This is a genomic window from Celeribacter sp. SCSIO 80788 (assembly GCF_051054295.1).
GTDB lineage: Bacteria > Pseudomonadota > Alphaproteobacteria > Rhodobacterales > Rhodobacteraceae > Celeribacter.
The window spans coordinates 60576-71747 of the sequence record NZ_CP150482.1; the positions used below are offsets into that span (position 1 = coordinate 60576).

The window sequence follows — 11172 nt, forward strand, 5'->3', positions numbered from 1 at the left end:
TCTCACCCCTCCATCACCTTGCGCACGATGGCGTCGATGTCGATGTTGCGGATTGCTTTCGCTGCATCATGTGCAGTACCGGCTATGACTGTTGCGCCATCACCCTGACCTACACTACCGCGATGTGCGTTCATCGCCACCAAAACAGACTCTTCCCACACAGCCTCTGCCACCTGACGCAAGCGGGATTCGGTGAGGTCGGCGCGGGTGTGCCTATCGTTCCATCTGTTTCTAACAGTGTCGTCCGACCCCTGCATGCTGGCGCAGAGGTGAGGGCATTTGATAATCGTGTTTTGAAAAGGTTCTCCGTGAATCTGATCGTAGAGAACTTTGGACAAACCCGTATGAGGTTTTGCTCCACAAAACGGGCATGGTTTCAGTGCTTCACTCATTGTCCCGTCTCCCGTTTCAGTGCAGCCAGTGCCGCGTCGATCTCGGCTTTCTTCCAGCCACACGCGCGCCCGGCCCAGAAGCCGCGCTCAAGGGCCGCTGCGACCATGGCGAGTGATAGGTCGGTGCGGGTGTACTCGGTATCGTAATCCTCGATCTGATCGACGCACCACGTCGCGTCTTCTGTCGGCTGGCCGTTCTCCATGTCGAGTTGGAGGTAGATCTTTTCCGGCGCGGTCATTGTCCCGTCTCTCGTTTCAGTGCCAATATCACGCGCTGCGCCCCGTCAATCGTCATTGCGTCATCAAGCCGATAGGCACACGCCTCAACCGCATCGTTCCACACCTCTGCCTCGCTGCGCATGGTGAGGGTGGAAGTGATCCGCTCATTGTAGTCGTCACAGCACGCCTGAATTGCTGTCTCGAAGTCGTCAATTTCATAAATGATGTGGGAAACCGTACTGAACCGAAGTTCAGCGCGCCAAATGGCGTTATAGCACTCGACATGATACGTTCCGCATACTGCCTCTGCCCAAAAAACATAAGCGTCGAAGTTGTGCCAAGTAAGCGGCTTCACACAGGCAACCTGCGCGGCGTCGTATTCCTGCCCGAGGCGCTGCAATTCTGTCATAGCGCTTGACGTTTGCGCGGCTTTCAGCGCCTCGTTCTCGGCGAGGAGGGCGTCGTAATCGTCTTCTTCCGTCTCGTAGGCATGACGCCAAGCCGCCTCGATGCAAGCCTGCTCAGAGCCAAAGTTTCGCACGGAAAACGAGGCAAATGAGTGACCGTTGCTTTCGAGGAAAAACACCACCTCTGTAAAGACAGTCTTTTTGATCAGCTGGTATGGCGGTGTGAACTCGTATGGGCGGGGACGCTCCACCTTATCGCGCGTCGTTTCATTGGTCATTGGTTTGGTCCTTCAACATTTTAACGGCTGCATCGAAATCGGATATGCTTGGGTAACTTGAATGGCCGTAAACCAATGCGTCCGTCCAGCTTTCGCCACCGAGTTCCTCTATTTCCAAGTCGAACCCGTAAACTTCAAAAAACGCGCTATGCAGTTCGTCTTGCGCCGCTTGATGCTTTCCTGCCACCGCAGCCGCCCGCTTTATCGCGTTTGACAGCCTTCGTCTTTTTCCCATCACTCACCACCTTTCTCGGACAGGGCGTCGCGCGGAAAAAGGCGATGATATTGTGAAAGGTCATCATCGTCTTGGAGAGCTCGAGCCACACCGTTCATGTGGGCGGCTCTCCATTTGGCGTCCTTGCCCTCCATGTAATAGACGCGTTCGATCAGCGTTATTCCCTCCCGCAGCTTCGCCTCACGGGCCTCGGCGGCTTCGGCGCGAACAGCCATGGCCTGCAAATCGGCGGGGAAATCCCAAGCTTTGTATGATGCGGCGCGCTCATTTGCGGCGGCAAGCTCGGCGCGCAGGCGAACGATTTCGTCTGCGGCTCGACCGCAGAGGTCAGAGATGTAGTTTTTGGGGCCTACTTGGGCCCGAAGTTCATCTCTCAAGTTCATGCCACGTTCTCCATTTCGATCAGGTGTGCGCAGTTGGCGCGGACAAGGGCGGCGGCGAGGTCGGGGCAGACGGAGTTACCGCAGCAGCTCACCTGCACGTATTTCGGGAACTCCGTGAACACACCGTCATCGTTCCATGTGCCCTCGATGACGTAATCGCGCGGGAAGCCTTGGGCGTTGAACAGCTCGCGCGGGGTCAGCATGCGCAGGCCAATGTCTACGATCACATATTCGCAGCCGTCGATGGTCAGGGTGACGAACTCGCCGCCGTCCCATGCGCCGTGAGAGCGCAGGAACTCGGCCACCTCGCGCGCGCGGGCTTCATGTTCCGGGCTGAACGGCGGCACGGACAGTTCGGCTTGCGTGTGGGCAAAGCGATCCTTGACCGTGACCGTGTGCATCGGCTCGTCCATGCGCGCGCCGTCGCCGGTGCCATAGTATTTCGCGAAGAACGCGGCGACCGGCGTTTGCTGCGACCCGGCGGCGGTGACGGTCGACATCGGATCGCGCAGATCGCGGCCCGCGTGGTTGTTCATCTTCGGCCCGCCGTTTTGCTGGGCGAGAAACGCGGCGGCAGTTGCGTGTTTGATCCCGCCGGCCACCACGGTTCCCAGCGGTGCATTGATGTCGAGCGATCGCGGGGCTTGGCCTTTGCGCTCGCCGTATCCGGTCTGGATCAGCGTCGGGATGATGACCGAGTTTTGGTCTTTGCTGTTGGCGCAGATCGTGTGGTGCGGATCGCGGATGTCGCGGCACCCGCCGCCTTGCTGCGCATAGGTCAGGACAGGCGAGATAAGCGCGCTGTGACCGCCTCCGGCCAAGATCGTCGGGTGAGGCGCGGTGACTGCGCTGTCCCGGCGTGCTGTGCCTTTCAGGGACATGAGGGAGGGAACACACAATGCGGCGTCGGCCTTGGCTGTCAGCGTTTGAAATGGGTCGTTGACGCTGCGCTCCGGGCTTTGGCCCATGCGACCACCAACGCCGACGATAAACGGCTCCTCCGCATCGAGCACATAGCGCTTCATGCCGCGTGCCACGCGGGACAGGGTATTTTCGGCGAGCGGGCGGTTGGCACGGATGCCGAATTTCTCTTTGATCTGTGCCGATGTGTCGAATATCGACGGGCAAGGGATCGACCAGTCGATGCACTCGGCGGCGGTGCGGTAGGGCGCGCGCCCGTTGCCATGGGTCGGCGCGCGCCAGATGATCGGTTGGCCATCGCAGCGCGCGACCACGAAGAGACGCTTGCGGATCGTGGGCGCGCCATAGTCGCAGGCGCGCAGCTCACGCCACTCGATCTTGTACCCGAGTTTCTTGAGCGCTTTCACCCACGCGCGGAAGGTCTCGCCTTTTCGCGTCTTGTCCGGATAGTTGTTCTCGTCCAGCGGGCACCAGTCCTGAAACTCTTCGACGTTCTCAAGGATGATCACGCGCGGTTTCACGCGCTCCGCCCAATGCACCACAACCCACGCCAGATCGCGGATATTCTTGGCGACCGGCTTGCCGCCCTTGGCCTTGCTGAAATGCTTGCAGTCCGGCGAGAACCACGCCAGCCCGACCTCGCGACCCGCGCAGACATCGTCCGGGTCGACGGCATAGACCGAATTGATCAGGTGCAGCGTCTCCGGGTGGTTTGCGGCATGCAGGGCAAGCGCATCTGGGTTGTGGTTGATCGCCACGTCAGGCGAGCGGCCAAGGGCCATTTCGATCCCGGTCGATGCGCCACCGCCGCCCGCGAAGCTGTCCACTATCATCGGACGCGGATCGTCAATGCGCGGCTGGTCGGGCCAGATCTGGAATAGGGTTCCGTCCATCATCTCAGCACCTCGTAAAGCGGCCCGTGGAGCCGTACCGCTCCTGCGCCTGTTTGAGTGTCAGGTTGCCGTGGCCTCGGTTCATCTCGACCGGTCCATGGTGGACGCGGTTGCCAAGGCTCTCAGGCTTCGCAATCCGGCCTTTGCTGATCACCGGTGCCTCGGCATAGATCGCCGGAGACACGCGGCCTGTGATGGTTATTTCTTCGACGTAGTGCATGGGGGCACCGGGGTTATCTGGACTGGATTTCGGCGAGCGGCAGCCAGCCGTGGACGATGTAGCATCTGGCATCATCCCAGCAGTCCTGCATCATGTCCCATCCGGCGACATGCCATGCGCCTTCATCGTCTCGCCAGCCAATGCTGACAAAACGATCCCCGACACCGTGGTCTCCGGAAGAAATCGGCATTTCACACGATCGGGGGAAGTTCGAGGTCTGGGGCTGCGTGACCTCGCAAAGCACCTGCACGGTGTCATTGCTGAGGTTATATTCTTTCGGGTCATTCCATCCCATTTTGGCCTCCGGGCGTTAGGTGGATTGGACTGCGCGGCGGGTCTCGAACCCGCAACCTGTCCCTTATGAGTGTCAGAATCCGTGTTCATCCGGCTCGCGAGGAACCATCCCGGGCTCAAGCCGACTGACGCGCATCTTGCGACCGTCCTTGCTTGTGACTCGATACATGCGAGGTGCTTGGAAGGCGAAACCGGCTTCTACCTCTTGCACCTCGTCGAGCCCTTCAAAGTAACCTGTGGCGATCAGCACCTCCGTTTCCTTTACCGCCTTCGAACGGGCGTCTTCAGGGCTATCGGCCATGACGGTCAGGACAAATTCTCCCTTCACCTCAAGCCGCACGCGAAATTCGTTCGGGCTGTCCACAAATGAAAAATCGTCTGGGTTCGGTAAATCTGCCATCATCTCTCTCCTATCTGATCACCGGGCTTTCACCGGCTGCGGGGTGACGCCCGGGGCGGTTTGGGGGGTTAGCGCATGCCAAGCGCTTCGCGATACATGTCAAGGATCGCCTCTTCTTCGGCGATCTCGTCGGCAGACTTCTTGCGGAGAGCGATCAGCTTGCGCATTGCCTTGGTGTCGTAGCCGCGCCCTTTGGCCTCGGCGAAGACTTCCTTGATCTGATCCGCGATGTCATTCTTCTCAGCCTCAAGGCGCTCGACGCGCTCCACGAACTGCCGGAGTTCGTCTGCGCTCACGCGGTAGCTGCTATCTGTGGTTTGGTCAGTCATGGTCACTCAGCCGTCTCCTTGGCTTGCTCTTCTGCATAATCAGCCGCAGCGGCATCTTCGTCGGTCATTTGGTCGGAAAACGGGTTGTCTTTTTCATCAGAAAGCAAAGCCTCGTCCGCGCGATCCGCGATACTTTTGAGTTCATCGAAGATGGTGCGAAGGATCGGCCGATTTTGACGGCCCTCATCTGTGTTCCAATACTCATTCAGACTCGCGATGCCCTTGCGCGCCTCTTCTCGGCCACGGTCCAGAATTGCCTTCTGTCGCTGCGCATCACCCTGACCCTTGGCCCATTCGGCCATTGCGCGTCCCGTGTCCTCACCCATGGGGCGGCGCGGATCGAGAAGGCTTTTGAATTGGTCTGCCACTTTGATCTGGTGGACAGGGCAGCCCGGTGCGCTCGGGTCGAGGATGACCATCGTCGTCATCTCAAACATCAGATCGCCGTCGCTCGCAGGGTCCCAAGGCACGTCTTTGCGGCGCGTCTTGGTTGCGCGGGAATTCTGCTTGGTCTTGAGGTCTTGCATGACCGGCTTTGCGCGGGTGCAAATGATGATGTCGCATTTCGCGCGCACGATCCTGTCAACAAGGCGACGATAGCGCGGCTTCACATCCGCCCACGCCAGTTGCGAGCGCTGGTTTTTGAGGCTGTCATTTCCGCCGGTGATGCGATCAAGGGTTTGTGCGTGGAGATCAAGCACGCCGCCGACGCCCTCCCATGCGTGGCTAAAGGAATCGAGGATCACGACAGGCAGGCCGGCAGCCTCAGCCGCATCGATAACCTCAATCCAGCGCTCCGGCCCAAATCCGATCATGTTGCCAGCATCATCGACGGCCTTCATGTCGAAATGCACCATTTCAGGGAAAGCGCTCTTGTAGTGAAGGGCGCGGCGGTTCTCCGTATCGACATAGCCGATAGGTGCACCCTTCTTTCCGGTCTTCGTCTCAGCGATGCCGCGCGCCATGAGCAGGGCAGTGTATGTCTTTCCGGTTCCTGAGCCGCCAGACAGCCCTATGGACAGCGTGAGCGGGTCATTGATTTGGGTGACGGGGATAAATCTGATGTGGGCGGTCATGGTTATTCTCCAGCGCGCTTGTGATTTTCGGGAGCCATCCAGTCGCGGACGCGGTTGTAGACATCCTTGCCGGTTTCCCGCTTGTGATCTGCCTCGACGCTCTCGCGCTCGAGCCAGCGCTCATGATACCAGTCAGACAGAGCGACTTGGTGGATGCCGATTGGATAGCCGGGCCAATTGTTGTTCCGAAGGCAAAGTCCCCAGATTTCGCGGGCGCGTGCGATCTTCTTTACCCCCATGATCGCGTCACCGTCAGCAAGCTCGATCACGCACACCTCATAAGGCGGCTCTTTCTCGACAAAGCAGAACCGGAAGCGGCGGCGCTCTCCAGATGCAGCAAGCCAAGTCTCGCGGTAGTGCGCATCCTGCACGTCATAGGCGTAATTCTGGACTGCCTTGATGCAGGCCTCAGGACTCGCGTCGGTCGTTGTCTTGATGTCGAGCATCCAGTCCTCACCGAGTGGCACATAGTCGAGCATCGCCCGGCACATCACACCATCAATCTCAGCAATGGCAACTTGCTCCGAATAGGCCGGGTTGATGGTGATGCCGAGTGCGCCGAGGCGAGACCGGACGGAATTTGCCATTTGATAGACCGCATCGAGTTCAGACTGTTTAAGCGGTGTGACGTTCTGATATCGGCAGTCGGCGATAAAGTCTTTTGCCGCCTTTGTGGACGCCGCGCCATTTGATGCGAGATATTCCTCTGGGATAGCGGAAAACTCTTCGCCCTTGCCAAGAATGACCCGGTGCGCGGCGCGCCCAATGTCGAATGTCTTCTTTTCGACCGGCTCAAAATTTGGGTTCAGGCGAGAGGATGCGGTCCAAGCGTGAAGCGGCGATTGCTGGATCATCTTCTTGGCAAGTGTCGAGCTTAGGCTTGGCTTTTCGCACGGATCTCCGTGATAACGCTCCGCGTCGATCTGGTGGATTCCAACGGTGAGATAGCTCATGCGTCCTCTCCCAACAGGTCGATCCACATGCGCGCCTGATCGTGCTTCGGGTGGTTCGGGTGTTTGAAAATCTCGGTCACCGCATCGAGAATGACGTGATCGCGGTGGCTTGTGGCATCAGCGAGTACGATTTCGGCGCGATGGAGTGCATCCGTGACGGTCGGTGCGTTGTCATCGACCAGCTTGTCGGTGGCGCGCGCGATTTCGCGTAGCTTCTGCCGGTCAAGGTCTGGGTATTGCGTGGTGTCTACACCCGCGCGGATCGCGGCATATGCCGCAGCGTTCAGGTCCTTAAGGGCGGTGTGGAGTTCGCTCATTGCTCTTGCTCCAATCTCTGGGCATTGTGATCGGTCCATGCGCTCTCAAGGCGCAGTTCCGCGTCCGTGGCGTTCAGGTGCTCTTGCTGGGTGTGGAAGGTCATTTCTTGGTGACCTTCGTGTCGAGTGCGACTTTGATCTCGCCGAGCTTGATATTGACTGCCTCTTTCAAGCCTTCAACGATGGATTTGTTAGCGCTATCAAGGGCGCTCTGCATCGCTTGGCTGATATTGTATTGCAGGTGCTTGTCGATCATGTATTCGACGCGCGTTCCTCTCTTGGACCACGAAAAACCGCCACTCTCAGATTTGCTCTTTCCAGAGTGATCAACAGGCTCTCGCATATATGTGTCGGCACGTTGCGTCAGGTACTCGATAAAGGTGACTTCCTCTCCTTTTTTCTCCCCCCACTCGTTCGACTTTTGAAGGCAGAGATTTTCGAGGTATTCTGAGACATTCGGAAGCGTGTGCTTCGCGGCAACGGCTTCAACTGCGGCGTCGATGCGCTTTTTGATCAGGTCATCGACCGCCTTGCGGAAGTTGGTCGAACCTCCACACTCAACCTCGTCATAGTCAAGGTCTCCAATCTTCCCGTAGAGCATTTGATCGGCGATCTGGCCGACGACTTTCTCTACGATTTGCTCCTCGGTCATTCCGAGGTCTTTGAGAAGTTGAATATTGGTCATTGCTCTTGCTCCAATCTGGTTTCAATGTGATCCTGAACAGGACCGCTCCATGTGAAGTGGATCGCAAGTCCTGCGCCCATCACAGCCACCGCCAGAAGGCAGGCGCGGAGGACGTCCAGGGCTTGCATAAGGTGCAGTTCTGCGTCTGTGGCGTTGATGTGCTCTTGCGGGGTTCGGAAGGTCATATCTCTCTCCAAAAGTCCCCGGCGGCTTCCGTCTTTCGCGTCTTGCCGCCGGGGTGAGTTGCCGCGCCTGAGGCTTTCGAGTGGAACGGGTGGCGCGGTGGGCAGTTTCTGGGTTAGCTGTCGTATTCGAGTTCGCCGAAAAGCTCGCCGATGTAGGTATCCGCGCACACCTCAAGATCAGTGATTGCGTCATGGATCTCGGATGCGGTGAGGTGGCCGCCCAGATATTTCAGAGACCGGTAAAACTCGGCTTCGGCCTCGCTCTTGGCGAAGTAGGTCAGCGCATCGAGAAGGGCGGATTTTTTGTTGGCGCCTTCGGCATCATCACAGCGCGCAATGAGGCGGGTCGCGAGGTCAGCGGAGGCGATATTCGTGGCCGGAGACCCGGATGATGCATCGCGACCAGCGTATGCGGTCAGATCGGCGAGGAACTGTGCGGGGCGGAAGGTCATCACGCACCACCCATCGCCGCGATGACATAGGCAGGCGGAACTGTGATTGCGCCGCCGCCGTTGCGGAACGAGGCCAGTTGCTCTGAACGGATGTGGCCGATACGGCGGTCGAAGAAGTCGGCGTGTGCGTCCATGAACTGCGCCTCGTCGTCCGGGACGATCTCGCCGGTCAAAACGGTGTTGTGAGAAATGGTCATCTTAACCTCCATCACACAAAACTTGCCGGGGTGATCGTGTCGCCGAGCTTGTAACCAACTGCGCCGCGAAACTTCGTGTGAACGATGTAGTTGTGCGAACTCGCGATACCATCATGGCGCGGCTCAAAACTTCCGACTTGTCCCCAGTCTTTTTCCCACGCCTTCTGAAGCCACTCGGGCCAAGACGTTTTGTCCTTCATGCTGTCTTTGGTGATCGTGAACGCGAATTTGTTCATTGGCTTTCCCTCTGCATGTCTGCCGCGATCTGCTTTGCGTCTTCGGCGGCTGGTATGAGAAAGAATATGCCTGATAGGAATTACAGTGTCAATGCCCTACAGGAATAATATTTCCAGAAGGCTTTAACCAAGGTATTTACATGATAGGGGCAAAAGGGGAACATCTTTAAATGGATTCGGAAACAGCAAAAAAAATCGCCCAGCTTTCACCGGGCGACATCTGGAATTTCATTAGGAAGTTTGGATTTAGTCCTGACGGCTCGCCATTGACTCAAGGACCAAAAGGGCAGCCTCCCTCTTGTCCGGGGGAAGGGATTCAAGAACCACAATAGCTCTCTGTTGAAGCTCAGGAATGCCAAATAGCACAGCTGGGCTTACCTTTAATGCTGCGGCGATACCTTCAATGACATGAAGGGTCGGATTCGCTGTTCCACGCTCGATCTTTGCGATGGTGGCCTGATTGCATCCGGCTGCTTCTGCAAGCTGGACTTGAGATAGGCCTTTTTTCTGCCGAAGTGCTTTGAGGTTTTTCATGTGCCTATTTTGCGCCTCGTGGCGGCTGTCATCCAGCGCGCCACAGGCATAAATAGGCTTGACGGGAATATGACTGTCAGGCATAAAACTAAGCATGAAAAATCTCCGTCAATACCTAATTGATCGGGGTGAAACGCAAGAAGCGTTCGCTCGCAGGATCAATACGTCGCAAGCAAACGTATCGAAGCTTTGCGGTGATAGCCCAAAAATTGGCCCAGCCATGGCGGCTCGTATCGCCAAGGCCACCTTCGGCGAAGTGCCGATCACGGCATGGCCGCAATTCAAGGATTTTGAAGACGTCATTCACGGCCTTTCCGAGGCTGAGAAAATTGCACGTGAGGCTTCCTGATGTTGTTTGCGCGTTCATACCAAAAACGTTTGCGCTCGCAGCAAGCCTTTCAAGGCGTTAGCGAAAATAATTCGCATGACGCTACGGAATGGCAAATGCCGCACCGCGCAGGGATGTTCGTTATCGGCGCGCTGATCGGCCTTGCCTTCTGGGCGCTTGTGATCGGCGGCGCTGTCGTCTTCGCCCGGTTTGTGGGGTGGCTGTGATGGAAACCCGCACAGTCAAATTCCCGCTTCTTGACGGGCGTTTCAGCGAAAAAAACGAAGCGTCTCTCAACGTCACCATGCGCCGCCTCCCATGGGAGGACGCAGAGGGGACTTGCGCGGATCGCCCGGAGACAGCCCCGGCGCGCGGCATCATTTCGCGACTTTCAGATGATCGACCGGCCCCGCGTGGAGCGGCACGCATTGCGATGATCAAGCGCGAACTGACCCGGCCCGTGGTGCGCGACGATGATTTGCCGGAGGTGTGGTGATGGGGAAGAGATCGAATTTCGAGCGCCGTGAGCGTGACTTCTACCCAACGCCGGTGGAGTCTATTGTTCCTCTTCTGCCACACCTGCCGGACGTTCTGACGTTCTGGGAGCCATGCGCGGGCGATGGCGCTCTTGTGGATGGGCTGTTTTCGTTGCGCGATAATGTCGTTTGCGACGGATCTGATATTGAGCCAAGAGCGGAATGGATAGCAAAAGCCGACGCTCTGGTCACTCAAATCCCGCCATACCTCGGGATGATTATCACCAACCCGCCTTGGTCGCGCGACATCCTGCATCCCATGATCGAGCATTTCAGCGCCATGCGACCAACGTGGCTCCTGTTCGATGCGGACTGGATGCACACGAAGCAGTCCGCGCCGTTCATGCCGCTTCTTCGCAAAGTCGTGTCTGTCGGTCGCGTCAAGTGGATTCCTGACAGCAAGTTCACTGGCAAGGATAATGCCTGCTGGTATCTCTTCGACGCGAACAGTGAAGGCCAGACAGAATTCTACGGGAGGTCGGCATGACTGAGCCTCACATCAAAACGCGCGAAGGCGAAAACGGCCTGCTGATCTGCGAGATGGACCAAGCCGGGCACGAGCTATTCCAGCGCCTTCTCAATCGCGCTGAGCCTCGCCGCAACGACAACCCGAAGACATTCCAAGACACCAAAGACCGCATCAACGGCGCGTTCCTCGCGGGCGCTGTCGTGATGGGATGGAAAAGCAAAGGATCCTGACAG

Annotated in this window: 23 protein-coding genes; 4 read left to right on the forward strand and 19 right to left on the reverse strand. The window is 57.8% G+C overall.

Going from position 1 to position 11172, the window contains the following annotated elements:
* Positions 1-2 precede the first annotated feature (2 nt).
* The 19 genes from V1471_RS00330 to V1471_RS00420 form a co-directional block, all read right to left on the reverse strand.
* Positions 3-392, reverse strand: coding sequence for a hypothetical protein (locus tag V1471_RS00330; RefSeq protein ID WP_434286255.1), 390 nt, complete (start codon positions 390-392; stop codon positions 3-5).
* Positions 389-631 (reverse strand): hypothetical protein, encoded by a 243-nt coding sequence (locus V1471_RS00335; RefSeq protein ID WP_434286256.1) that lies wholly within the window; start codon positions 629-631, stop codon positions 389-391. Before V1471_RS00335 ends, V1471_RS00330 begins: the two co-directional genes overlap by 4 nt.
* Complete coding sequence (locus V1471_RS00340) at positions 628-1296, reverse strand: hypothetical protein (RefSeq protein ID WP_434286257.1); 669 nt, start codon at positions 1294-1296, stop codon at positions 628-630. The genes V1471_RS00335 and V1471_RS00340 overlap by 4 nt, the downstream gene beginning before the upstream one ends.
* Positions 1286-1531, reverse strand: a complete 246-nt coding sequence (locus V1471_RS00345) for a hypothetical protein (protein WP_434286258.1) — start codon at positions 1529-1531, stop codon at positions 1286-1288. The genes V1471_RS00340 and V1471_RS00345 overlap by 11 nt, the downstream gene beginning before the upstream one ends.
* Positions 1531-1914: a hypothetical protein gene (locus tag V1471_RS00350; protein ID WP_434286259.1), complete on the reverse strand. Its 384-nt coding sequence runs from the start codon at positions 1912-1914 to the stop codon at positions 1531-1533. Before V1471_RS00350 ends, V1471_RS00345 begins: the two co-directional genes overlap by 1 nt.
* Entirely contained in the window at positions 1911-3731 is a 1821-nt protein-coding gene (locus V1471_RS00355; protein ID WP_434286260.1) for a DNA cytosine methyltransferase, read from the reverse strand. The genes V1471_RS00350 and V1471_RS00355 overlap by 4 nt, the downstream gene beginning before the upstream one ends.
* A 1-nt stretch (position 3732) precedes the next feature.
* On the reverse strand, positions 3733-3948 hold the full coding sequence (locus tag V1471_RS00360) for a hypothetical protein (RefSeq protein WP_434286261.1): 216 nt from the start codon (positions 3946-3948) through the stop codon (positions 3733-3735).
* A 13-nt stretch (positions 3949-3961) separates the two neighbouring features.
* A complete protein-coding gene (locus tag V1471_RS00365; RefSeq protein ID WP_434286262.1) occupies positions 3962-4243 on the reverse strand; it encodes a hypothetical protein in 282 nt (93 codons plus the stop codon).
* Positions 4244-4315: 72 nt separating this feature from the next.
* Positions 4316-4642, reverse strand: coding sequence for a hypothetical protein (locus V1471_RS00370; RefSeq protein WP_434286263.1), 327 nt, complete (start codon positions 4640-4642; stop codon positions 4316-4318).
* Between the two features lie 68 nt (positions 4643-4710).
* Positions 4711-4971 (reverse strand): DUF2312 domain-containing protein, encoded by a 261-nt coding sequence (locus tag V1471_RS00375; RefSeq protein ID WP_434286264.1) that lies wholly within the window; start codon positions 4969-4971, stop codon positions 4711-4713.
* Between the two features lie 2 nt (positions 4972-4973).
* On the reverse strand, positions 4974-6047 hold the full coding sequence (locus tag V1471_RS00380; RefSeq protein WP_434286265.1) for an AAA family ATPase: 1074 nt from the start codon (positions 6045-6047) through the stop codon (positions 4974-4976).
* Positions 6048-6049: 2 nt separating this feature from the next.
* Positions 6050-7000: a PD-(D/E)XK nuclease-like domain-containing protein gene (locus V1471_RS00385; protein WP_434286266.1), complete on the reverse strand. Its 951-nt coding sequence runs from the start codon at positions 6998-7000 to the stop codon at positions 6050-6052.
* A complete protein-coding gene (locus V1471_RS00390) occupies positions 6997-7317 on the reverse strand; it encodes a hypothetical protein (protein ID WP_434286267.1) in 321 nt (106 codons plus the stop codon). The genes V1471_RS00385 and V1471_RS00390 overlap by 4 nt, the downstream gene beginning before the upstream one ends.
* Positions 7318-7417: 100 nt before the next feature.
* Positions 7418-8002, reverse strand: coding sequence for a hypothetical protein (locus tag V1471_RS00395; protein ID WP_434286268.1), 585 nt, complete (start codon positions 8000-8002; stop codon positions 7418-7420).
* Positions 7999-8187 (reverse strand): hypothetical protein, encoded by a 189-nt coding sequence (locus tag V1471_RS00400; RefSeq protein WP_434286269.1) that lies wholly within the window; start codon positions 8185-8187, stop codon positions 7999-8001. Before V1471_RS00400 ends, V1471_RS00395 begins: the two co-directional genes overlap by 4 nt.
* A gap of 113 nt (positions 8188-8300) precedes the next feature.
* Positions 8301-8639: a hypothetical protein gene (locus V1471_RS00405; protein ID WP_434286270.1), complete on the reverse strand. Its 339-nt coding sequence runs from the start codon at positions 8637-8639 to the stop codon at positions 8301-8303.
* Positions 8639-8836, reverse strand: coding sequence for a hypothetical protein (locus tag V1471_RS00410; protein WP_434286271.1), 198 nt, complete (start codon positions 8834-8836; stop codon positions 8639-8641). The genes V1471_RS00405 and V1471_RS00410 overlap by 1 nt, the downstream gene beginning before the upstream one ends.
* A gap of 11 nt (positions 8837-8847) precedes the next feature.
* Entirely contained in the window at positions 8848-9072 is a 225-nt protein-coding gene (locus V1471_RS00415; protein WP_434286272.1) for a hypothetical protein, read from the reverse strand.
* Positions 9073-9318: 246 nt separating this feature from the next.
* Positions 9319-9702: a helix-turn-helix domain-containing protein gene (locus tag V1471_RS00420; RefSeq protein WP_434286273.1), complete on the reverse strand. Its 384-nt coding sequence runs from the start codon at positions 9700-9702 to the stop codon at positions 9319-9321.
* On the opposite strand from V1471_RS00420, the gene V1471_RS00425 reads away from it, so the two are divergent.
* From V1471_RS00425 to V1471_RS00440, 4 genes are all read left to right on the forward strand, one after another.
* On the forward strand, positions 9701-9955 hold the full coding sequence (locus V1471_RS00425; protein ID WP_434286274.1) for a helix-turn-helix domain-containing protein: 255 nt from the start codon (positions 9701-9703) through the stop codon (positions 9953-9955). The two genes, V1471_RS00420 and V1471_RS00425, sit on opposite strands and share 2 nt — an antisense overlap.
* Positions 9956-10160: 205 nt before the next feature.
* Positions 10161-10430: a hypothetical protein gene (locus tag V1471_RS00430; RefSeq protein WP_434286275.1), complete on the forward strand. Its 270-nt coding sequence runs from the start codon at positions 10161-10163 to the stop codon at positions 10428-10430.
* Complete coding sequence (locus tag V1471_RS00435) at positions 10430-10957, forward strand: class I SAM-dependent methyltransferase (protein ID WP_434286276.1); 528 nt, start codon at positions 10430-10432, stop codon at positions 10955-10957. Before V1471_RS00430 ends, V1471_RS00435 begins: the two co-directional genes overlap by 1 nt.
* Entirely contained in the window at positions 10954-11169 is a 216-nt protein-coding gene (locus V1471_RS00440) for a hypothetical protein (protein WP_434286277.1), read from the forward strand. The genes V1471_RS00435 and V1471_RS00440 overlap by 4 nt, the downstream gene beginning before the upstream one ends.
* The last annotated feature ends 3 nt before the right edge of the window (positions 11170-11172 follow it).